Raw genomic sequence first — 22,348 nt, 5'->3', positions numbered from 1 at the left:
GACAGTCGGCCGGGAACCTGACCCTAGCCGGAGTTGGGAGAAACCCACACCGCCCCATTCCCGTACCGCTATCCTGCGGAACCGTACCGCGACTCGGGGAGCAGTAGGTCGAGAATGCCGTCAACACCGACAACGAAATCGCAAGTTCACGCTTACCAGTTCGTCCTGCGCCGCATGCAGTCCGCGCTGGTCCGGCGTGACTCGGTCATGCTCCACGATCCGATGCGGACGCACGGGAGAGCGACGATCGTCGGCTTCCTCCTGGCCCTGCTCGGTGTCGTCGGCTTCGTGATCTTCGGGTTGATCAGCCCGAAGCCCGCCGTGCCGGACTCCGGCAACATCGTCATCGGCAAGGAGTCCGGCGCGATCTACGTCGTGGCGGGCAACCCGAAGCAGCTCATCCCGACCTTCAACCTCGCGTCGGCCCGGCTGTTGCTCATGTCGCAGCAGGGCCAGAGCGGCGGGGCGACGTCCGCGGTGGCCCCGTCGGTGGTCCCCGACGACCAGCTCAAGGACATCCCGCGCGGGCGGCTGACCGGCATCGTGGACGGGCCGCAGCTGCTGCCCTCGACCGACCAGCGGATCTCCGACGACTGGGCGGTGTGCGACCAGCTGACCATCCGCTCCGATCTGCCCACGCAGCTCGCGCTGCAGCAGGCGACGAACGCCACGACGGTGCTCGCCGGTGTGCCGAATCCGGGACGCGAACTGAGCGATGACGAGGCCGTACTGGCCACCGCGGAGAACGGCAAGCAGTACCTGATCTACCGGTTGGAGCAGAACCCGAACCAGCCCAACGCGAACACCGTGCGGGCCGAGCTGGACCCGGGCCGCGCCGGTGTCTACGCGGCGCTGGGCCTGAACCCGCAGAACGCGCGCCGCATCTCGATCGGCCTGCTGAACGCCATCCCGCAGGTGACGCCTTTCACCCCGCCGACGATCCCGGGGCAGGGCGGCTCGTCGCAGTTCTCGGCGCTGCAGAACTTCGGCCTCAGCGTCGGTGACGTGTTCGCGGTCCCGCTGTCCAGCGGCGCCAGCGACAGCTACGTGATCCTGCAGAACGGCATCCAGCGGGTGTCCCCGGCGGTGGCCGACCTGATCCGGTTCTCGTCGGACTCCAACTCCGCGCCGCGCCCGATCGAGGTCCGTCCGGACGTGATCAGCAGCATCCGCCAGATCCAGCCCGGCGACGGCGACGCGCTCAAGGTCGACACGATGCCCTCGAAGCTGCCGACCGTGCTGGACCCGTCGCAGAGCCCGGTCACCTGCCTGGGCTGGAACGTCGTCAACCCGGGCGACCCGGCCACCGAGGACCAGCAGACGGCTGTCTACATCGGAACCCAGCTCCCGGTTCCCGCCGACGCGAAGCTGATCAAGATCGGCCAGCCGAGTCCCGACGGCCTCAAGATCGACAACTTCTACATGCCCCCAGGCCGCGGCGCCGTGATCCGCTCCGCGACGTCGAAGCAGTCGTTCGCCACGGGCCCGATCTCCCTGGTCACCGACCGCGGTTTGCGTTACGGCGTCCCGGACGCGAACACGGCGAACGCACTGGGCCTGACCGACCCGAGGCCGGCCCCGGACGCGATCGTGCGCCTGCTTCCGACCGGCGCATCCCTCAACTCACAGGACGCGCAACGCAGCTACGACTCCGTCCCGGTCTCCCCCAACGCGGGCACCTTCCCCAGCCGGCAACAGCAGGCCGGGGCCACGGGCAGCTCGGGCTCCTCCGGCAACTGACTCCACACAGGACACACCCCGCGCGGCACCCGCTGTGCGGGGTGTTCCTTTGCCCACACGAAAACCGTTACCCGGCAACGGAAGCCGCACGCGACGGCCCCAGACCTCCGCCCCCATCCTGAGCCTCGCCTGCCGGGGGCTCTAAAGACCAAGGGAGATAGTCCTCGCCGCACGGGCGGCTTCGGGATGACCACCCAGCTCCGTTCAGGGCACGGCAGCTCGCTGGCGCTCGCCTATCGCGTCGGGCGTGTTCGGCGGATGGTCCGCATGACGAACATCACCACGAGCAGCACCACGAGCCCGCCGCCGGTGCCAATGAGCGCCACGGTCATCGGCGCCCAGCTCTTGCCCCCGTCGTCGGGCATCCCGGACGGCAGTTGCTCGGCGGTCGCCGCGGCCACGCCTTCCTCGGACGGCACGATCGCGGTCACCGCCGCCACCGGGTTCACCACGCCGTAGCCGGTGAAGTTGTCGCGTCCGCCCTGGGCGCCGGGGTGCTGCGCGGTCACCCGGATGCGGTTCATGATCTGCCGTGCCGACAGCTGCGGGTACTGCGCGGCCACGAGCGCGGCGACCCCGGCCACGTACGGTGCCGCGAAGCTGGTGCCCTGGATCGGGGTGGCCTTGTCGTTCTCGATGGTCTGGTTCGCCAGCTGCGACGAGCCCTTCGACGGGTCCAGCGAGATGATGTTGGTGCCGGGCGCGGCGACGCTGACCCACGGTCCGTTGACGCTGAACGGCGCGACGCCGCCGGTCTCGTCGATCGCCGCGACGGACAGGACGTCGTCGGAGAACCACGGGGGCGTCACGATCGACCGCGGCCTGTTCGGGTCCGCCTGGTCGTTCTGCGGGCACGTCTCCGACGTGTTGCCCGCGGCGGCGACCACGACGATGTCGTTGTCCACGGCCCAGCGCACCGCGGCCTGGATGGCACGCTCGCCTTCGGTGATCGAGCCGTCCGCGGGGCGGCAGTTGTCCACCGACATGTTGATGACGTCGACGTGCAGGTTCACCGCGCGGACGATCGCCTGGGCCAGCGACTGCGTGGTGCCCGCGCCGTTGGCGTCGTTCTGCTGGCGGCCGCCGGTCTGCTGACCGCTCGTGCCACCGGCCGAGTCCGGTTTGGTGTAGTTCTGGCTGGACTGGCGGATCGACACGATCGTCGAGTCCGGCGCTACCCCGGTGAACCCGATCTGGTCGGCCGGTGTGCTCGCGGCGATGATCCCGGCCACCTCGGTGCCGTGACCGTCGCAGTCGTTGAGGCCGTTGTCGGCGGCGACGACGTAGTCACCGCCGCCCTCCAGCCGTTTGAGGTACGGGTGCTGCGTGACCCCGGTGTCGATCACGGCGACGCGGACACCGCCACCGGCCGACCCGGTCTTGGCCCGCACCAGCTGCTGGGCCTCGTCGATCTGCAGGTACTGCTGGCCCCACGGCTTCTCCCGCAGCACGACGTCCTGCTGCCCCAGGTCGCGGGTCACACAGGCGTTCTTGGGCTGGTAGTCGAAGCTGTTGTGGCCCCCGCCGTCACCCGGCAGGTAGCTGGCGACGTAGGGCGGCGGCACCGCCCAGTACCCGCTCTGGGCCTCGGCCGTTCCGGTCGCCAGCACCCCGATCGACCCCGCCAGCATGACGGTCGCCACCCGGCCGGGCACCCCGAGTCTGCGCACGTGCGTTTCCCCTCGAGTCATGCTCAGCCGAACGAGATGTGACGCAGCGTCGCGTAGAGGTCCATGACGGCCAGTGCCAGCGGCAGCACGGTGGCGATGCAGATGGCCTCGAAGATCTCCACCGTGCGGCGCAGCGGCGGCGAGAAGCGCTGGTTCGGGAAGATCACCCCGACCACGAGCGACCCCGCGCCGATGATGACGAGCGCGCCGAACACCCACAGCAGACGCCCTATCGGCGCCTGCGTGCCCAGCCAGCCGATCAGGATGCCGGCACCGGACACGATGCCGGTGGTCAGCAGCGCCACGGCCTGGCTGCCGTTGGCGTAGGAACGGGCGCGCAGCAGCAGCACCATCGTCGCGACGGCCGCGGTCAGGATGCCCCAGACACCGGGCGCGGTCGCGGTGATGATCGCGGCGATCGCGGTCGCGCTGCCGCAGCCGATCAGCAGGCCCGTCATGTAGTTGTGGGCGACGGCGGTGCGGCGCTCGATCTCGGTGTAGTCCGGGAACGTGGTGTCCTCTTTGAGTTCCTCCGCGGTGCCGGGCACGTGCGGCAGCGGCAGCTTGGCCAGCCAGATCGTGGCGCGCGGCAGCAGGGAGATCAGGGCGAGCGAGCCTGCCGCGGTGCCCGCGGCGATGCCGGCGGCCGGATGCGCGATCAGGGTCGCGACGGTGAACGCGATCACGCCGATCACCCCGGCCGTGGCGGCGGCGATGAACGTCGTGATGCCCGCGCCCACGACCATGATGGCGACCGCGGCCAGTATCACCACGAGACCGCTCGCGAGCAGCAGGTTCGCGCGGACCGTCATCCCGGGCACGGCGGAGAAGCCCGCGACGAAGGCGAACGGCAACCCGCCGGCGGCCGCGATCACCACACCGGTCGCCTCGGCCTGGTATGCCTTGGCCAGCGTCGCGCCGACGGCGAGGCACGCGATCGCGGCGACACCCGCGGTCAGTGCGGCGGCCAGTCCGTTGCCGCCGAAGAAGGGGCCGCCCATGAACAGGGCCAGCGCCGCCGTGAACAGCGCCAGCCCGCCCGCGATGTGGCCGATGCGCCGCGCCGTCTCCTTGGTCCACGGCCGGAAGGTGTCCGGCTGGGCGTCGGCGATCGCGTCCACCACGTCGTCGTAGAGCGGCGGCGGCGGGTTCTCGTTGCGCTTGCGCAGCTGCAACAGGTCACCGTCGACGATGCCGAGCGAGGCGAGCGTGCGGCTCGGGTCCAGCGGGGCGTCGCCCAGTTTGGCCAGCGCCCAGCCGCCGTGGCGGGCGCCACCGTCCGGCGCCGTCTCGCGGGCCATGTCCAGGAGCATCGGCATCAGGTCGGCGACCGCGACGTCGGCGGGCAGTGCCACGTCGATTCTGGTGCGGGGCGCGACCACTGTCACCCTGCTGAATACCGTCGTGCCCGTTGCCACTTGCCTGCCCCCTACCCGAGAGAATGCTGCGGGCTACTTATACCGAACGACCCGGTCCGAGTCAGCCGCCGCCCGTGAATTCCTGCCCACCCGGTGCCCGCGGATCGTTCCGGACTGTCGGTGGGCGGTCCTAGTATTACTGCACCTGGCTCCGCCACGGGGGTGGTTTCAGGCATTCGGTGCCGCTTGTGCGGTCTCGGCCCTGGACGGGGCCGGTGTTCGCTACCGTGTGGGCGCTGGAGGAGCAGGGCAACATCGAGTCGAAGAGGGGACCCTTCGGTGAGCACGCTGCAGTTCAAGAGGTCACCACGGCTTGCTGCGCCGCGCCCACCGGGAGGTGAGGTGCACCTCGAACCCCCGCCCGAGGTGCCGCGGACCATTCCGGGCAACGTCGTCCAGAAGATGATGCCGGTGGTCATGATCGTGGCCACGCTCGGCATGGTCACCGTCATGTTCACCACCGGCGGGTCGGCCGCGCGCAGCCCGCTGACGCTGATGTTCCCGCTCATGATGCTCATGTCGATGGGCGGCATGTTCGCGGGCGGCGGCAAGTCCGGTGGGGCCAAGAAGGCCGAGATGAACGAGGACCGCAAGGACTACCTGCGTTACCTCGGCCAGATGCGGGAACGTGCCCGCGAGGCGATGGGGGACCAGCGGGCCGCGCTGGAGTGGGTGCACCCGGATCCGCAGGCGTTGTGGTCGCTGGCCGCGTCGCGCCGGATGTGGGAGCGCCGCCAGAACGACCAGGACTTCCTGCACCTGCGGGTGGGCCGCAGCTCGCACCGGCTGGCGACACGGCTGGTGCCGCCGCAGACGGGCCCGGTGGACGAGCTGGAGCCGATCGCGACGCTGGCGCTGCGCCGGTTCGTGCGCGCGCATTCGATCGTGCCGGACCTGCCGACGCAGATCACGTTGCGTGGTTTCGCGGCGGTGAGCCTGAGTGGTGACAAGGAGCTGACCCGCGGGCTGACCAGGGCGATGCTGGCCCAGCTGGTCACCTTCCACAGTTGTGACGACGTGTTGATCGCGTTCGCCACCACGGGCCGGGCGAAGGCCGAGTGGGAGTGGGCGAAGTGGCTGCCGCACGTGCAGCACCCGGAACTGGCCGACGGGATCGGCCAGCTGCGGATGATGTCGGGGTCGCTGGCTCAGATCGAGCAGTGGCTGGACGCGGAGCTGCGCGACCGGCCGCGGTTCTCCCGCAACGCGACGCCGTCGCCGGACCAGCCGCACGTGGTGATCGTGCTGGACGACGCGGAGGTCACGCGCGAGGAGCAGATCATCCTGGAGGAGGGCCTGGTCGGGGTCACGCTGGTCGACCTGTCCGACTCACTGGGCAACCTCGCCGCCCGCCGTGGCCTGCGCCTGGTGGTGGAAAAGGAACGCGTGGGCGCGCGCAGCGGCGGCGGGATCGAGTGGTTCGGCAAGCCGGACACCCTGAGCGTCGTCGAATGCGAGGCGCTGGCCCGCAAGCTGGCCCCGTACCGGGTGGGGTCGGCGGCGCAGGAGGCCACCGAGGACGAGCCGTTGCTGTCCAACCCGACGCTGCTGGAACTGCTGGGCATCCCGGGCGATCCGATGACGTTCGACGTGCAGCAGGCGTGGCGGCCGCGCCCGATCCGGGACCGCTACCGGGTGCCGTTCGGGATCGGTGAGTTCGGCCAGGCGGTGGAGCTGGACATCAAGGAGGCCGCGGCCGAAGGCATGGGCCCGCACGGCCTGTGCATCGGCGCGACCGGTTCCGGTAAGTCGGAGTTCCTGCGCACGCTGGTACTGGGCCTGCTGGCCACGCATTCCAGCACCGCGCTGAACATGATCCTGGTCGACTTCAAGGGTGGTGCGACGTTCCTCGGCCTGGACAAGGCCCCGCACGTGGCCGCCACCATCACCAACCTGGCGGGCGACCTGACACTGGTCGACCGGATGAAGGACGCCATCGCGGGTGAGGTCAACCGGCGCCAGGAAGTGCTGGCCAAGGGCAACTACAAGAACGTGTGGGACTACGAGAAGGCCCGGGAGAACGGCGCCGACCTCGACCCGCTGCCCGCCCTGTTCATCTGCATCGACGAGTTCTCCGAGATGCTGACGGCGAAGCCGGACTTCATCGACATCTTCCTCCAGATCGGCCGCGTCGGCCGGTCGCTGCAGATGCACATGCTGCTCGCGTCGCAGCGGCTGGAGGAGGGCAAGCTCCGTGGTCTGGACACGTTCCTGTCCTACCGGATCGGTCTGAAGACGTTCTCCGCGGCGGAATCGCGCGCCGCGATCGGGGTGCCGGACGCGTTCGAGCTGCCCTCGATCCCGGGTTCCGGGTACCTCAAGTACGACACCTCGACGATGGTGCGGTTCAAGGCGTCCTACGTGTCCGGTCCGTACCGGCCTGCCGGGATGCAGGCCGCGGGGCCGGTCGCGAACGTGGTGCGGGCGGACAAGCGGCCGCAGTTGTTCGTGCCGGACTTCGTCGAACTGCCACCGGAGCCGGAGCCGGAGCCGGAGCCGGTGCGGGTGGAGGCGGCGCCCAAGCCCCAGCAGGAGGAGGGCACCGAGCCCACCGAGCTGGAGGTCATCGTCGACCGGCTGATCGGACAGGGGCCGCCCGCGCACGAGGTGTGGCTGCCGCCGCTGGACGAGTCGAACTCGCTGGACACCCTGCTGCCCAACCTCAACCCGACCGACGACCGCGGTCTGTCACCGGTGGGGTTCTTCGGCAACGGCAAGCTGCAGGTGCCGATCGGGATCGTCGACCGGCCCTTCGAGCAGCGGCGTGACCCGCTGTGGGCGGACTTCTCCGGCGCGGCAGGGCACGGCGTGATCGTCGGCGGCCCGCAGTCGGGCAAGTCGACCCTGCTGCGCACGCTGATGATGTCGATGTCGCTGGCCAACACCCCCGAGGAAGTGCAGTTCTACGGCATCGACCTCGGTGGTGGCACCCTGGCCGGCCTGTCCGGGCTGCCGCACGTCGGTGGTGTCGCGGTGGCGAGGCGGGAGCCGGACAAGGCGCGCCGGATCGTGGCCGAGCTCAACGCGCTGGCCAACGAGCGGGAAGGTCTGTTCGGTCAGCTCGGGATCGACTCGATGGCCGAGTTCCGCAACCGCAAGCGCCGCGGTGAGATCACCCCGGAGCAGGACCCGTGGGGCGACGCGTTCCTCATCGTCGACGGATGGCGGGCGCTGCGGGACGACTTCGAGGAGCTGGAGCCGCAGATCACCGCGCTGGCCCAGCGCGGTCTGGCCTACGGCGTGCACGTGATCGTGTCGGCGAACCGCTGGGCCGACATCCGCCCGGCCATCAAGGACATGCTGGGCACCCGGTTCGAGCTGCGGCTGGGTGACCCCAGCGAGTCCGACATCGACCGCCGCGTCGCGGTCAACGTGCCCGAAGGCCGCCCCGGCCGGGGGCTGACGCGGGACCGGCTGCACATGCTGATCGGGCTGCCGCGCATCGACGGGTCCAGCGATCCGGAGACGATCGGCGCGGGGGTGGCCGACGCGGTCGCCAAGATCAAGTCCGCGTGGCCGGGCCGTCCGGCGCCGCAGGTGCGGCTGCTGCCGGAGATGGTGTCGTACGAGGACGTGCTGTCGATGGACAAGCAGCGGCACACCAAACTCGTGCCGATCGGCATCAACGAGGACGAACTGGCCCCGGTCTACCTCGACTTCGAGGCCGACCCGCACTTCATCGCCTTCGCCGACGGCGAGTCCGGCAAGACGAACCTGCTGCGCCAGATCACCCGCGGGATCACCGAGCGCTACACCGCCAAGGAAGCCGTCATCGTGCTGGTCGACTACCGCCGCACGATGCTCGGTTTCGTCGAGGGCAACCACCTGCTCGGCTACGCGGTGTCGTCCAACCAGCTCGACGGGATGATCAAGGACATCGTCGGGTCGATGACGCGGCGCCTGCCCGGCCCGGACGTCACGCAGGAGCAGCTGCGTAACCGGTCCTGGTGGAAGGGCCCGGAACTGTTCATCGTGGTCGACGACTACGACCTGGTGGCCACGCAGACGTCCAACCCGCTCAAGCCGCTCTCGGAGTTCCTGGCCCAGGCCAAGGACGTCGGCCTGCACATGGTCGTCGCGCGGCGTACCGGTGGCGCGTCGCGGGCGTCCTACGACCCGATCATCGGCAAGCTGAAGGAGATCGCGGCGCCGGGCATCGTGATGAACGGCAGCAAGGACGAAGGCCAGCTGCTGGGCAACGTCAAACCGGGCCCGATGCCGCCCGGCCGCGGCACCATGGTCAGCCGCAAGATCGGCAAGCAGCTCATGCAGGTGTCGTGGATCCAGCCGGAGTGACCCGTATCGTCCACTGTGGACCGGATTCGGGCGGGTACGCCCCACGGCGGGTCCACGGGGGACGGTCAGCCCGCGGCGTGGCGGGTGTTCGTGCGGCGCGGCACGGAGGCGCGTCGTGACGTTGCACGTCGCAGTGGACTTCGGGACGTCCAGTACCTGCGTGGTGGCCGCGTTCAACGGGCGCCCGCCGCAGGTGGCGGTCGTCGACGGGCAGCCGCTGATGTCCTCGTCCGTCTACGCGGCACCCGACGGCACCCTGTTCGTCGGGCAGGAGGCCGACCGCCAGGCGGCGATGGATCCGTCGCGGTACGAGCCGAACCCGAAGCGCCGCATCGACGAGGGCGAGCTGCTGCTCGGCGAACGCGTCCTGCGCGTCACCGACGTCGTGCACGCGGTCCTCGACCGTGCCGTGAGCGAGGCCCGGCGGCTGGCGGGCGGCGCCGAGGTCGACCTGCTCGTGCTCACCCACCCCGCGGACTGGGGCGCGGTCCGCACCCGGCTGCTGCGCCAGGCCGCGGGTGGGCTGGCCCGCGAGGTCACGCTCGTTCCGGAACCGGTCGCGGCGGCGGTGTTCCACGCCGCGACGTTCGCGCCGGAGGAGATCAACTCCGACCGCACGGTCGAGATCAGCAACCGGCCCGGCGCCACCCTCGCCGTTCTGGACCTCGGCGGCGGCACCGTCGACGTCAGCGTGGTGAGCCGGGTGCCCGGCCACCGGGGTGGGTTCCAGGTGCTGGCCACGCGGGGCGATCCCAGCTTCGGCGGCGCCGACGTCGACCAGCTGCTGCTGGAGCACGTCGGTGGGCTGGTCTCGTCGGCGGATCCGGAGGCCTGGCGGCAGCTGGTGGACGGCAGGGAACTCGCCGACCGGCGCCGCCGCCGCGTGCTGCGCCAGGACGTGCGCGGAGCCAAGGAAACGCTGTCCCGCCACGCCTACACCGATGTCCCGATGCCGCCGCCGTTCGCCGACGCGCACGTCACGCGCGAGGATCTGGAGCGGCTGGTGGCGGCGCCGTTGAGTCGCGCGGTGGAACTGACCTGCGCCGCGATCGAGGAGGCCGAGCTGCGGCCGAAGCAGCTCACCGCGATCTTCCTGGTGGGCGGGTCGAGCCGGATCCCGATGGTCTCGCGCCTGATCCACGAACGTACCGGCGTCGTGCCGACCACACTGGACCAGCCGGAGACGGTCGTGGCGCGCGGCGCGCTGCTCGCCGTCCAAAAGGCCCCGTCCGCGCCGCCATCACGCTCGCCCGCGCGGCAGCTCGCCGAGCAGCGCACGGAGGTCGTGCGCAACCCGAACACGCCGCGCCCCGGGTTCTCCCCGCGCCCGCCGACTCCGCCCGGCGGGTTCAGCGGCCCGGCCGTGCCGCGGCAGAACCCGCGGGGCGTGCGGCGCCCGCCGCCGGGCCCACCGCGTCCGGCGCAGCACGGGCCGGGTTCGCCACCGCGCGGGATTCCGGCGACGGCGGTGGCGCCGGCCCGCACATCGAAGCTGTCGTGGATCATCGGCGGCGCGGTCGTGCTCGTCGCCGCGCTGGCCGCCGGTCTTCTGCTCGTGCTGACCGCGGACGGCGACGACGAGCCGCCGCCGGGGAAGGTCATCGCCCAGTACCACTACCAGTTCACGGCGCCGCCGGACTGGACGCAGACGGGCGGCGAGCCGAGTCAGCGCGAAACCCTGATCAGGCCGGCCGACGCGCAGAACCGGCTCGACTCGGTGACGGTGCAGGAACACCCGCTGTCCTACGACGCGTCGGCGGACCCCGGCCGTCTGGTGTCGGAGCTGAGCGCGCAGATCGCGGCGAACGCCGCCGAATACTCCGGATTCGACCCGAACGCGACCTACGCCGGCCGGAAGGTGGTCTTCTACCACCAGGCCGTGTCGGACCAGAACGCCGCGATCGACTGGTACGCGCTCGCGCAGGGCAATGTCCAGGTGAACATCGGATGCGTGTACGCGAATGAGTCCGCGCGGGATCGGGTGAACAACGCGTGCACACAAGTGATTCGTTCGCTGAACATCAGCGTCTGAAATTGCACGAGCACACGTCCGGGTGAGCGCGGCATTCACTCTCGCAACTACTTCCGCGCAAAGCGGGACAAGGTGGAACCGGCCATGGCAAGGTCGTCGTCGTAAGCCCGTAGGCGGTTGGGATCGTTGCGGACGACACCACGAACGAAGGGGGTAATCCTCATGGCAGGCGGTTTCGAAGGGGATCCGGCAGAATTTGCGGCCGCGCACCTGAAGGTTTCCGAGGCCAAGCTGGCGATGGACCAGAACCTCATGCAGCTGGCCAACAACATCGAGGCGACGCAGGCCGGCTGGACCGGCCCGGCGGCCAAGGTGTTCCAGGAGGTCATGGACGCTTTCGGTCAGAAGTCGGCGAAGCTGAACGACGCGCTCGAGCACATCGGCGAGATGCTCAAGTCGTCCGGTGTCCAGTACGAGGTGCAGGACCAGGACGTCAACCAGCAGCTGAGCGGGCTCCAGGCCGCGCTCGAAGGCCTGTGATCGCGGCCTGAGCGCCGTCACCCCACCTGACTTTCCAGACCAGAAAGGACAACCATGTCGGGACCGATGAAGGTCGATTACGCCACCATCCACCAGGCGGCGGAAGACTGCACCAAGACCGGCGGCGAGCTGGAGAACCTGTTCGAGCAGCTGAAGTCGGACCTGCAGCCGCTGACCGGCAGCTGGACCGGTGACGCCATGCAGGCGTGGCACGACCGGCAGGACGAGTGGAACAAGGCGCTGGAGGACATGAAGAGCCTCCTGGCCCGCATCGCCACCGCGCTGCCGCAGATCGCGGACGGCTACCAGTCGACCGACACCGGCATCACCAAGATGTTCGGCGGCTGATTCCGGCTGAACGTGGAAGAGCCCCAGCGTCGCGCTGGGGCTCTTTTCGTTGGTATCACTGGTTTTTCGTCAGCGCGGCATTCCCACTTCGTACTGCGCCTGGTCGTTGAGCACGCGCACGGTGACCTTCTTCGGTTGTCCCGCGACGGTCACCGAGCATTCGAACGTGGTACCCGTTTCGACGGGCTGTCCCTCGGGGCACTGGGCGTTCTTGACGTCCCCTTCGCCGAAGTCCTCGCGCAGCACCTTCGTCACGCCGTCCTGCACGGCGGCCTGGTCGAGGGTGTCGCCCTGGAACACGCCGAGCAGCCACGCCCCGACACCGGCCGCGGCCAGCACGACGATCACCGCGCCCCCGATGAGGAACGGTTTCTTGGAGCGCTTCGGTTTCTGCTCACCGAACGCGCCGAACCCGCCGTAGCTCGGTTGCCACTGCCCGGGCTGGGGGCCGGTCGGCGGGCCCTGCCGCGGAATGGGACCGCTCGACGGCGCGGCCTGCGGGACGGGGCCGCTCGGCGTGCCGGGTGCTTGCGGGAAGGGGCCGCTCGGGGTTCCCTGCTGTCCGCCCTGCGGCACGTTCCACTGTCCGGGCTGCCCCCATCCCTGCGGAGCCTGCGGGGGCGTCGGCGCGCCCGCAGGCTGCTGGCCCGGCGCGGACCATGGCTGCTGCCCCGGCCCGCCCCGCGGCGCGTTCGGATCGGCCTGCGGGACCCACTGCCGCGTGTGCGGATCCCACCACCCCGGCTGGTTCACGGCGCTCACCCGCCCTGGATCTCGCCCATGCGGGCGTAGAAGTCGTTCACCGCTGCGCTGTTGGAGAGCACCGTGACCTGCGACGGGTCCGGCACCTTGGGCAGGTCGTTCTCGCTCGGGGTGCCGTCCAGCCGGTAGTGGATGTCGACCTCCAGTTCGTGGCCGTTGCCGGTGATCTTGCCCTGCATCTGGATTTCGGTGAGCTTGCCCCGCGGGTCGAGCGTGACCCGGGTGCGGAAGGTCTGGGCCTTCATGTCGGCGGTGAACTCGTTCTCGATCGTCGCCGGGAAGGTCACCACGTCCTGCTCGATGAACGCCGACAGGCTGACGTTCGCGACCAGTTCGAGACTGCCGTCGGGCTTGCTGTTCGCGCTCTGCATGGCCCGCCCGGCCTCGACCGCCGTCTGCATCGAGCCGAGCAGCTTGCACACGCTCTGCATGCCCTCCCAGTAGCACTCGTTGTACTGGCCTGCGGTGTAGGGCATCTGCACCCACGGCGTCGGGGCGAGGCCGGCGTAGAGCGGGCCCAGCTGCAGGTACTCCACCGGGCTGTCCGCGGGGTGGAAGGAGTCCAGGTATTCGTCCGAGCGGATGTTCGAGTGGTTGCGGCTCAGCCGGGCGGGCGGGTGGCCGAGCTGCACGGCGCTGATCGTCTGGTTGATCCGCTTCTCGTCGAACCGCACCACGGTGTCGGTCCGCGTCTTGCGCGTCTCGTTCTGGTTGAGCTGGTCGGACAGCCCTTCGAGGGTGTCGTCGAACTTCGCGCTCACGTACGTGGCGGCGTCCTCGCCGTTGGGCACGGGTGTGCCGGCGACGGCGCTGCCGCACGCGGTGAGCGTCGTGGCGAGCAGGCCCGCGGTGGCGAGCACCGCGGTGAACCTCGGTAGGCTTGATCTCGTACGCGCGGACACGCCGGTGGCCCCCTCCAGGCGGATTACCGTGTTGTCGACTTCGCGTAACCCTAGTATGTAAGCCCGGGACACCCCGCCTTCAAGGTCGCCGAACCCGGCGGGTATCTTTATATGTCGTTGTGCGTGCAGCAGGTATCTCGTGCTGGGCGCGCACCCGACCCCAAACGCACCGTTGACCACGAGGTAAACCCTTGCCCACGTACAGCCCTAAGCCTGGCGATGTCACCCGTGCCTGGCATGTGATCGATGCCGAGGATGTCGTGCTCGGCCGGCTCGCGACCGAGGTCGCCACGCTGCTGCGCGGCAAGCACAAGCCCACGTACGCACCGCACGTGGACACCGGTGACTTCGTCATCATCGTCAACGCCGAGAAGGTCCGCCTGACCGGTAACAAGCGCGACCAGAAGTTCGCGTACCGGCACAGCGGCTACCCGGGCGGTCTGCGCAAGCGCTCCTTCGGCGAGCTGCTCGACACCCGGCCCGACCGGCTGCTCGAGAAGGTCGTCAAGGGCATGCTGCCGAAGAACAAGCTCGGCCGCGCCCAGGCCAAGAAGCTGAAGGTCTACGCGGGCCCGCAGCACCCGCACGGCGCGCAGCAGCCGCAGCCGTTCCAGATCACCAAGATCGCGCAGGTCGCCCAGTGAGTGAGGAAGTGTCTGTGACCAGCACCGAGACCGAGACCCCAGTGGCCGCCGAGGCCCCCGCGGCCGAGGCCACCGAGGCCGCGGTCGTGACCAGCGAGACGCCCGCCGCCCCGCGGCCGTCGCGCGCCGCCGGTGGCTCCGCGCAGACCGTCGGCCGTCGCAAGGAGGCCGTCGTCCGCGTGCGGCTCGTCCCGGGCACCGGCAAGTTCAAGCTCAACGGCCGCTCCCTCGAGGAGTACTTCCCGAACAAGGTGCACCAGCAGCTCATCCGTGAGCCGCTGGTGACCGTCGAGAAGCCCGAGTCGTTCGACGTCTTCGGCAACCTCGACGGCGGCGGCATCTCCGGTCAGGCCGGTGCGCTGCGCCTGGCGATCGCCCGCGCCCTGGTCGAGGTCGACGGCGACGACCGTCCCGCGCTGAAGAAGGCCGGGTTCCTGACCCGCGACGCGCGTGCGACCGAGCGCAAGAAGTACGGCCTCAAGAAGGCCCGCAAGGCTCCGCAGTACAGCAAGCGCTGATCCGCGCCCAGCTGCCTGCGAAGGCGCCCATCCGGTTCCGGGTGGGCGCCTTCGTCGTTCACGCACAAGTGACACGCAGGGTGCGTGTGTAACGTGCGAAAAGCACGTCCGTGCAGCGGAACGCACCCTCCCGACGATGTCCGAGGTGAGCGTTACCGTCGAACGGGGGGGACGCTAGGTTGTCGGGGTCGCACGGCTCGAGGAGAGGATCAGATGGCTCGCCTTTTCGGCACTGACGGGGTCAGGGGCCTGGCCAACGGTGAGCTGACGCCGGAGCTGGCGCTGTCCGTCGCGGCCAGCGCGGCCCGCGTGCTCGCCGCGCACGACCGCTCGCACCGCCCCGTCGCGGTCGTCGGACGCGACCCCCGCGCCAGCGGCGAGATGCTGGAGGCTGCCGTGGTGGCGGGCCTCGCCTCGGCCGGCGCGGACGTCCTGCGCGTGGGCATCCAGCCGACGCCCGCCGTCGCCTACCTCGTCGGCGCGCTGGAGGCGGACCTCGGCGTGATGATCTCCGCATCGCACAACCCGATGCCGGACAACGGGATCAAGCTCTTCGCCTCCGGGGGGCACAAGCTGCCGGACGGCATCGAGGACGAGATCGAGGCCGGGCTGGACGGCAATGGCGGCAGGCCCACCGGCGCCGGGATCGGCCGCGTCACCGACGTCGACGACGCCATCGAGCGCTACACGGACCACCTGCTCGACGCGACCCCGCACCCGCTGACCGGGCTGCGGATCGTGGTCGACTGCGCCAACGGAGCGGCCTCGTTCGCCGCGCCGGAGGTCTATCGCAAAGCGGGCGCCGAGGTCATCGCCATCCACGCCGGCCCGGACGGCATCAACATCAACGACGGCTGCGGTTCCACGCACCCGGAGGACCTCCAGGCGATGGTCGTCGAGCACGGCGCCGACCTGGGCATCGCGCACGACGGTGACGCCGACCGCTGCCTGGCCGTGGACTCTTCCGGTGAGCTGGTGGACGGTGACCAGATCATGGCGGTCCTCGCGCTGGCGATGGCCGAAAGCGGCGAGCTGACGCACGACACCCTCGTCGCGACCGTGATGAGCAACCTCGGCCTGCACCTGGCGATGCGGGACCACGAGGTCACCCTGCGCACGACCGCCGTCGGTGACCGGTACGTGCTGGAGGAGTTGCGCTCGGGCGGCTACGCGCTGGGTGGCGAGCAGTCGGGGCACGTGGTGTTCCCGGCGCTGGCCACCACGGGCGACGGCCTGCTCACGGCGCTGCGCGTGATGAGCCGTGTCGCCTCGACCGGCAAGCCGCTGGCCGAACTGGCCGGGGTCATGCGCAAGCTGCCGCAGGTGCTGGTGAACGTGCGGGTCACGGACAAGGCGACGGTCGCGAAGTCCGACCTGGTGCGCGAGGCCGTCCAGGCCGTGGAGGCCGAACTCGGCGACGAGGGCCGTGTCCTGCTGCGCCCGTCCGGCACCGAGCAGCTGGTGCGGGTGATGGTCGAGGCTCCGGCGCAGGACATCGCGCAGACCGCCGCGGACCGGCTCGCGGGGGTCGTCTCGTCGGTCTCGTGAACTGTCTGCGAACTGTCGTACCCGGTGGGTACATTCTGTGCGGACGGCATGGGATGAGGGGAAGTGGTCGTGGCCGGGTACGAGGTCGATCCGCAGCAGCTGGACGCCGCGGCGGGCGCGGTCCGGGACGAGGCAGGCACACAGCTGAAGTACACGCTGGCCGCCCTGCGTGAGGTCCGGATCACGGCCGGGGACTTCGGCCGAAAGCACCACGAGTCGTTCGAGGGGTACCGGGCCGGGGTGGAGCGGCTGGTGGCGTGTGTGGACAGCTACGTGCGGGCGTCCGGTGTGTACGCGGACAACCTGACCGGCGCGGGCAAGTCCTACACGGCGGCTGACGACCGGACCCAGGCCGACGTGCGGACGGCGGCGAGCTGATGGTGGCACGGCTGCCGACGATCCAGGAGGTCCAGCAGCTCGTCGACGACCCGAAGATCGCCGACGACACCAAGCGCACGCTGCTGACCCGCTACTTCGACGCCATCGGCAACGCGGACCCGGTCGTCTACGGCTTCGAGAACGACAACGAGAAGAAGCGGCTGCTGGAGTCTTACCAGGACCGGTTCGACTTCGACGCGGGCGACCTCCGCGACGGCGCCTACGCCTACGACGCGTACTCCACAGCGCAGGGCCAGCACGACGCGAACCTCGACGCCGCGCGTGAAGACCAGCGACGCGCGGTCGACGACGGCAAGGCGCGCCTGGACGCGATGAAGGGTTCGGACACCGACCCCGGCGCCGGGAACTCGAACGAGATCCTGGACACCGGCAACGCCGGTCTCGCCTGCTTCGGAACCTGGCTGCCGGTCTACAGCAAGGCGCGGGCGATCGTCGCGCCCGGCCTGCCCGACTACCGGCTCGCGCAGGACGTCGTCGAGCGCTACGACGAGCAGCGGGACATCCCCTTCGCCAAGTTCACCGCGGGCGCGAACGAGATCGTGCAGGTGCGGGAGTCGGTCGCGGACGCGTCGCCGACGCAGAACCAGGCGATGCAGAACCTGTTCGGCCAGTGGGAGGGCGGCGGGAAGAACGCGGCTTCCGCGTCCTGGACGAAGTTCGGTGACGGGGTCAAGACGGTCGAGCAGTCCCTCGAACACGCCGCCGACGTCATCACCCGCACCGTCGCCGCGATCGCCGGTTCCTGCCGCGACAAGGCTTCGTGGGTGTTGCGGTACTCGTTCCAGACGTGGCCGCAGCGGAACGGGCTGACCGCGCAGGAGATCGACCGCCTCGCCCGGATCGCCGAGCTCGGCCGCAACGCCAGCGCCGACGACTTCAAGCACTTCACCGGTTTCCTGTTCACGCAGAACCCGGCGCTGGCCTCGCAACTGATCACCGGGGCGAGCTTCGGGATGTCCGACGAGCTGCTGGACGCGGTCCAGGCCTGGGCGAAGCAGTACCTGTCGAACTTCTGCACGTGGTTCTCCGGGCTGGTCGGCGACTTCCAGACGATGTGCGAGAACACGCGTGTCGCGGTGGCGGGCCAGTGGTCGGCGCTGAACACGGAGCTGCAGAAGGTGCCGGACGACCCGTTCGCCGACGTCGGCGCCGCAGCCGCGGTGGTCACGCCGAGCGCGGGTGCCGCCGGGGCCGGTGGCTCTGGCGGTTCGGCGGGTGGCGCCGCTTCCGGCGGTGGGGCGTCTGGCGGTGGTGGGGCGTCCGGTGGTGGTGCGGGGGCCGTGCCCGCGGCTGCCCCTGCCGCCGCGCCGGTTGCTCCCGCTGCTGCTCCTGCTCCGGTGGTGCCGCCGGTGGCGGAGGAGCGGGACACCGTGACGGTCCAGCGCGGTGACAGCAGGATCGAAATGTCCGAACCGGACCAGGACGGCCGGATGGGCATCAGCATCGACACCGGTCCCGGCGAGGCGAAGGACTACCAGCTGAACTGGGGCGCCGCGGACCCGGCGCAGCCCGCCTACACGCCGGGGCCGGACGGCAAGATCCACCTCGAGGACGCCGGCCTGCGGATCACGGCGGAACGCCCGCAGGGCGAGACCGGTCCGACGGTGGTCACCGTCGACGACGGCAGCGGCACCCCCACGACGTACACCCTCGGCGAGGAGCCCGCGGACGGGCAGCAGGCCGGGCACTCGGTGCCGGGCACGCCCATCCCCGGCGAAGGCGATGCGCCCGATCCGGCCGCTGAGCAGGTGGGGACCGCAGGGCGGTCCGAGGCCGCAGCGGACGGTGTTTCGCAGCCTTCGCCGCTGCCCGTGGATCCCTCCGGAGTCACGGAAGGGACCGTCCCGGCGACCGTCGGCGGCGTGGCGGACGGACTGGCCACCGAGGGCGCGCTCAGCGGTTCCCTCGGCGACCCCGGTGCCCTCGACCAGCCGGTGCCCGCCGCCGACGGGGCAACCCTCGGCACGGTGCCGGACAGCGGCATGGTCGGCGGGATGCCGCCCGTCGGCGCCGGTGCCCAGGACGAACCGGAGCGGACCTCGCGCGCCTACCGCGTCGACGGGGACATCTTCGCGGTGGCGGGCTCGACGGGCCGGATCAGCGGTTCGCTGGACGACGAGGAGACCTCGTGAGCGGCTTCCAGGCGAAGCTCGACGCGATCAGCGCCGAGCGCACCGCCCGCAACGACCTGGCGGGCCGTCGTGTCGAGACGAGTCTCGCGGAGAGCCAGGCTCGCGCCGACGACCTCGTCCAGCAGGCCGCCACGGAGCTGCAGAGCCTGCACGAGCGCGCGAGCCGGACCACGGCCGCGGGCTGGGAGCGCCCCGAGAAACCGGACCCGAACGACTCGCTCGGCGTGGACTTCGAAGACCCCGACCTCGCCACCGAGCCCACGAACCGGCACGCAGCACCCAGCCGCCCGCGCGGACGGCACGTCCGCACCGAGGAAGTCGAGGACGACTACTCCACGAAGGACTGGCTGGCCTGACCCCTCGGCCGGGCACCGGCGCCAGCCCGCGCACGACCGGCAAGCTTCGCGCCCCGCGACGCAGCACTCGCGCCCCGGAGGGTGGGACTCGCGGTCGGGGACGCAGGACTCGGGCGCGGGAGCGTGGGGCTCGCGCTCGGGAACGCAGGATTCGCGCGCGGGACCGTGGGACTCGAGCGGGACCGTGCGACTCGCGCCCCGCAACGCAGCACTGGCGCGCGGGAGCGTGGGGCTCGCGCCCCGCGACGCAGCACTCGCGCCCCGGAGGGTGGGACTCGCGCGCCGGTCAGGCGGGGACCGACTCCGGGCCGCGCTCGAAGTCGATCGCCGCGCGCTTCACGTCCGACTCCAGCAGGGGCCGGTACTTGTCCGTCTTCGTCAGGTGCGTCAGGAAGAACGCCGTGAACAGTGCCCGGACCAGCGTCTGGACCCGGTGCTTCGGCTTGCCGTGCAGCAGTCGCTGGCTCCAGTGGCTGCCCTCGGTCACCGCGAGGTGTGTCGACTTGTCGAGTTTCCGGAACTGGACCGGTCCGCCCCACGCCTTGGCGATCGCCTCGGAGTTGCCGATCGCGGGCGCGACCAGGTCACCGTCCGCGGCCAGGTGCAGACCCGGCGCCGAAACCGAAGCGGCGGCCGCGCTCGCCGACGGCAGGGTCTGCGCCGCGGCGTAGGTCGCCACGCAGCGGACGCCGTCCGAAGCAGCCGCCGCCAGCACGGCCGATCCGCCGCCCGTCGAGTGACCGGCGACACCGAGCCGCGCCGGATCGACGCTGATGCTGTCCGGGCCCAGCCGCACGCCGGTGACGATGTCGAGCGTCGTGCGCAGATCGGCGGCCAGCAGCCGGTGCGAGGGCAGCGGCCCCAGCTGCGTGGCGGGCGCCGCCGCGACGATGCCCCAGCTCGCGAGGTGGCTCAGCAGCCCGCGGTAGCGCCCCGGCGGCTGCAGCCAGCCGTGCCCGAACGCGACGGCGGGCAGGCTCAGGCCGCTCCGTGGGGTGAAGACCACACCGGGCAATCCGGCGAGCGCGAGATTGCCCCGCAGCACGTCGTGCGGTCCCTCGTGCGACAGCTCTTCGAGCAGCTCCTTGGGCTTGCTGACCATGGTCGAGAGCTTAGGGCAGCCGGGCCCGGCACGGCCGCGCAACATCCTCGCGGAAGTGTGGTTCCCCCTCCGGTGGAGATGAGCCGGGGGAGAGCACCCCGTTTCCCTCGTTAGGCTGGTGGTGTGTGCGGAATCGTGGGATATGTCGGCCACCGGCAGGCACTGGACGTCGTGCTCGGCGGGCTGCGCCGGATGGAGTACCGGGGCTATGACTCGGCAGGTGTGGCCGTGCTGGACGGCGCGGGCGCGCTGACCGTCGAGCGCAAGGCCGGGCGGCTGGCCAACCTGGAGGGCGCGCTGGCCGAGACCGGGCTCGACCGGTTCGCGGGCACGGCGGGCATGGGGCACACGCGCTGGGCCACCCACGGCGCCCCGATCGACCGCAACTCGCACCCGCACCGCGACGCCTCCGAGCGCGTCGCCGTCGTGCACAACGGCATCATCGAGAACTTCTCCGCGCTGCGCGCCGAGCTGGAAGCCGACGGCGTCGAGATGACCAGCGACACCGACACCGAGACCGCCGCCCACCTGGTGGCCCGCGCCTACGCCGGCGGCCCCACCGCCGGTGACCTGCCCGCCAGCGTGCGTGTCGTGTGCCGTCGGCTGGAGGGCGCGTTCACGCTGGTCGTGACCCACGCCGACGAGCCCGGCCTGATCGTCGCGGCGCGCCGGTCGTCGCCGCTGGTCGTGGGTGTCGGCGAGGGTGAGCACTTCGTCGCCTCGGACGTGTCGGCCTTCATCGAGCACACCCGCGAGGCCGTGGAGCTGGGGCAGGACCAGGTCGTCGTCATCAGCCGGGACGGCTACGACATCTCCGACTTCGGCGGTGAGCCCGCGCAGGGCAAGCCGTTCACGGTCAACTGGGATCTCTCCGCCGCCGAGAAGGGCGGCCACGAGTACTTCATGCTCAAGGAGATCGAAGAGCAGCCGGAGGCGCTGGCCAACACGCTGCGCGGCCACTTCGCGGGCGGCCGCGTCATCCTCGACGAACAGCGCCTGTCCGACCAGGACCTGCGCGAGGTCGACAAGGTGTTCGTCGTCGCCTGCGGTTCGGCCTACCACTCCGGGCTGGTCGCGAAGTACGCGATCGAGCACTGGTGCCGGCTGCCGGTCGAGGTCGAGCTGGCCAGCGAGTTCCGCTACCGCGACCCGGTGCTCGACCGGGACACGCTGGTCGTCGCCGTGTCGCAGTCCGGGGAGACCGCGGACACGCTCGAAGCGATCCGCCACGCGCGTGACCAGAAGGCGCGCGTGCTGGCCGTGTGCAACACCAACGGTGCGCAGATCCCGCGCGAGTCCGACGCGGTGCTCTACACCCACGCCGGGCCGGAGGTCGGCGTGGCGGCGACGAAGACGTTCCTGTCGCAGATCGCCGCGAACTACCTGGTCGGTCTCGCGCTCGCGCAGGCCCGCGGCACGAAGTACCCGGACGAGGTGGCCCGCGAGTTCGCCGAGCTGGAGGGCATGTCGGCCGCCGTGCACAAGGTGTTGTCCACTGTGGACCAGGTGCGGGAGCTGTCCCGAGGCATCGCCGACTCGAAGGCGGTGCTGTTCCTGGGCAGGCACGTCGGCTACCCGGTCGCGCTGGAGGGTGCGCTCAAGCTCAAGGAGCTGGCGTACATGCACGCGGAGGCGTTCGCCGCCGGTGAGCTCAAGCACGGCCCGATCGCGCTGATCGAGGAGGGTCTGCCGGTCGTCGTCGTGATGCCCTCGCCCAAGGGGCGCGCGGTGCTGCACGCGAAGCTGGTGTCCAACATCAGCGAGATCCAGGCGCGTGGTGCCCGCACGATCGTGATCGCCGAGGAAGGCGACGACACGGTGCGGCCGTTCGCCGACGAGCTGATCGAGGTTCCGGCGGTGCCGACGCTGCTGCAGCCGCTCGTGTCGACGGTGCCGCTGCAGGTGCTGTCGGCCGAGATCGCTCGCTCGCGTGGTTACGACGTGGACAAGCCGCGGAACCTGGCGAAGTCCGTCACGGTCGAGTAGACAGCCAGCCGCTTC

General features: G+C 70.7%; 17 protein-coding genes. 12 read left to right on the top strand and 5 right to left on the bottom strand.

The genetic code is table 11. The features are described 5' to 3' along the window. Nucleotides 1–114: 114 nt before the first annotated feature. A complete protein-coding gene (gene eccB / locus HNR02_RS05515; protein ID WP_179772120.1) occupies nt 115–1,740 on the top strand; it encodes a type VII secretion protein EccB in 1,626 nt (541 codons plus the stop codon). A 233-nt stretch (nt 1,741–1,973) separates the two neighbouring features. Here eccB and mycP read toward each other — a convergent pair whose 3' ends face one another. Together mycP and eccD are read right to left on the bottom strand one after the other, a co-directional pair. Next, nucleotides 1,974–3,410, bottom strand: coding sequence for a type VII secretion-associated serine protease mycosin (mycP, locus tag HNR02_RS05510; RefSeq protein WP_179772119.1), 1,437 nt, complete (start codon nt 3,408–3,410; stop codon nt 1,974–1,976). Nucleotides 3,411–3,433: 23 nt separating this feature from the next. Next, nucleotides 3,434–4,798, bottom strand: coding sequence for a type VII secretion integral membrane protein EccD (gene eccD / locus HNR02_RS05505; RefSeq protein ID WP_179772118.1), 1,365 nt, complete (start codon nt 4,796–4,798; stop codon nt 3,434–3,436). Between the two features lie 309 nt (nt 4,799–5,107). On the opposite strand from eccD, the gene eccCa reads away from it, so the two are divergent. The 4 genes from eccCa to HNR02_RS05485 all read left to right on the top strand — a co-directional run bounded on the left by eccCa (nt 5,108) and on the right by HNR02_RS05485 (nt 11,984). Next, nucleotides 5,108–9,124, top strand: coding sequence for a type VII secretion protein EccCa (gene eccCa / locus HNR02_RS05500; RefSeq protein ID WP_179772117.1), 4,017 nt, complete (start codon nt 5,108–5,110; stop codon nt 9,122–9,124). A gap of 115 nt (nt 9,125–9,239) precedes the next feature. Next, entirely contained in the window at nt 9,240–11,156 is a 1,917-nt protein-coding gene (locus HNR02_RS05495) for a type VII secretion-associated protein (RefSeq protein WP_312860911.1), read from the top strand. Between the two features lie 162 nt (nt 11,157–11,318). Next, nucleotides 11,319–11,636, top strand: coding sequence for a WXG100 family type VII secretion target (locus HNR02_RS05490; protein WP_179772116.1), 318 nt, complete (start codon nt 11,319–11,321; stop codon nt 11,634–11,636). A gap of 66 nt (nt 11,637–11,702) precedes the next feature. Further along, the gene (locus HNR02_RS05485; protein WP_376772921.1) at nt 11,703–11,984 is read left to right on the top strand and encodes a WXG100 family type VII secretion target; all 282 of its coding nucleotides are present in this window, start codon (nt 11,703–11,705) and stop codon (nt 11,982–11,984) included. Nucleotides 11,985–12,053: 69 nt separating this feature from the next. Here the strand turns inward: HNR02_RS05485 and HNR02_RS36420 are convergent, their stop codons facing one another. Both HNR02_RS36420 and HNR02_RS05475 read right to left on the bottom strand, forming a co-directional pair. Further along, a complete protein-coding gene (locus tag HNR02_RS36420) occupies nt 12,054–12,737 on the bottom strand; it encodes a DUF4333 domain-containing protein (protein WP_312860910.1) in 684 nt (227 codons plus the stop codon). Between the two features lie 5 nt (nt 12,738–12,742). Then, nucleotides 12,743–13,606, bottom strand: a complete 864-nt coding sequence (locus tag HNR02_RS05475; RefSeq protein WP_179772114.1) for a hypothetical protein — start codon at nt 13,604–13,606, stop codon at nt 12,743–12,745. Nucleotides 13,607–13,839: 233 nt separating this feature from the next. Between HNR02_RS05475 and rplM the strand changes: the two genes are divergently transcribed. From rplM to HNR02_RS05445, 6 genes are all read left to right on the top strand, one after another. Beyond that, nucleotides 13,840–14,292 carry a 50S ribosomal protein L13 gene (gene rplM, locus HNR02_RS05470; RefSeq protein ID WP_179772113.1) on the top strand — a complete coding sequence of 151 codons (453 nt, stop codon included), beginning with the start codon at nt 13,840–13,842 and terminating at the stop codon, nt 14,290–14,292. Between the two features lie 14 nt (nt 14,293–14,306). Continuing rightward, a complete protein-coding gene (rpsI, locus tag HNR02_RS05465) occupies nt 14,307–14,810 on the top strand; it encodes a 30S ribosomal protein S9 (protein WP_179772112.1) in 504 nt (167 codons plus the stop codon). 213 nt (nt 14,811–15,023) lie between these two features. Beyond that, a complete protein-coding gene (gene glmM, locus HNR02_RS05460; protein ID WP_179772111.1) occupies nt 15,024–16,358 on the top strand; it encodes a phosphoglucosamine mutase in 1,335 nt (444 codons plus the stop codon). Nucleotides 16,359–16,427: 69 nt separating this feature from the next. Beyond that, nucleotides 16,428–16,736 carry a hypothetical protein gene (locus HNR02_RS05455; RefSeq protein ID WP_312860909.1) on the top strand — a complete coding sequence of 103 codons (309 nt, stop codon included), beginning with the start codon at nt 16,428–16,430 and terminating at the stop codon, nt 16,734–16,736. Beyond that, the gene (locus HNR02_RS05450; protein WP_179772109.1) at nt 16,736–18,889 is read left to right on the top strand and encodes a hypothetical protein; all 2,154 of its coding nucleotides are present in this window, start codon (nt 16,736–16,738) and stop codon (nt 18,887–18,889) included. Before HNR02_RS05455 ends, HNR02_RS05450 begins: the two co-directional genes overlap by 1 nt. Beyond that, nucleotides 18,886–19,245 carry a hypothetical protein gene (locus HNR02_RS05445; RefSeq protein ID WP_179772108.1) on the top strand — a complete coding sequence of 120 codons (360 nt, stop codon included), beginning with the start codon at nt 18,886–18,888 and terminating at the stop codon, nt 19,243–19,245. The genes HNR02_RS05450 and HNR02_RS05445 overlap by 4 nt, the downstream gene beginning before the upstream one ends. 286 nt (nt 19,246–19,531) lie before the next feature. On the opposite strand, the gene HNR02_RS05440 is transcribed toward HNR02_RS05445, so the two are convergent. After that, nucleotides 19,532–20,347 carry a dienelactone hydrolase family protein gene (locus HNR02_RS05440; RefSeq protein ID WP_179772107.1) on the bottom strand — a complete coding sequence of 272 codons (816 nt, stop codon included), beginning with the start codon at nt 20,345–20,347 and terminating at the stop codon, nt 19,532–19,534. A 123-nt stretch (nt 20,348–20,470) separates the two neighbouring features. On the opposite strand from HNR02_RS05440, the gene glmS reads away from it, so the two are divergent. Next, a complete protein-coding gene (gene glmS, locus HNR02_RS05435; protein WP_179772106.1) occupies nt 20,471–22,333 on the top strand; it encodes a glutamine--fructose-6-phosphate transaminase (isomerizing) in 1,863 nt (620 codons plus the stop codon). The last annotated feature ends 15 nt before the right edge of the window (nt 22,334–22,348 follow it).

This window comes from Amycolatopsis endophytica, assembly GCF_013410405.1.
Lineage (GTDB): Bacteria > Actinomycetota > Actinomycetes > Mycobacteriales > Pseudonocardiaceae > Amycolatopsis_E > Amycolatopsis_E endophytica.
Note: the sequence above shows the minus strand (reverse complement) of the source record. Positions and strands in the feature narration are given on the sequence as shown.

Coding starts and splice junctions, on each gene's coding strand:
- eccB (WP_179772120.1), top strand. CDS start 115: ATGCCGTCAACACCGACAACGAAATCGCAAGTTCACGCTTACCAGTTC.
- HNR02_RS05490 (WP_179772116.1), top strand. CDS start 11,319: ATGGCAGGCGGTTTCGAAGGGGATCCGGCAGAATTTGCGGCCGCGCAC.
- HNR02_RS05485 (WP_376772921.1), top strand. CDS start 11,703: ATGAAGGTCGATTACGCCACCATCCACCAGGCGGCGGAAGACTGCACC.
- glmM (WP_179772111.1), top strand. CDS start 15,024: ATGGCTCGCCTTTTCGGCACTGACGGGGTCAGGGGCCTGGCCAACGGT.
- HNR02_RS05450 (WP_179772109.1), top strand. CDS start 16,736: ATGGTGGCACGGCTGCCGACGATCCAGGAGGTCCAGCAGCTCGTCGAC.
- HNR02_RS05440 (WP_179772107.1), bottom strand. CDS start 20,347: ATGGTCAGCAAGCCCAAGGAGCTGCTCGAAGAGCTGTCGCACGAGGGA.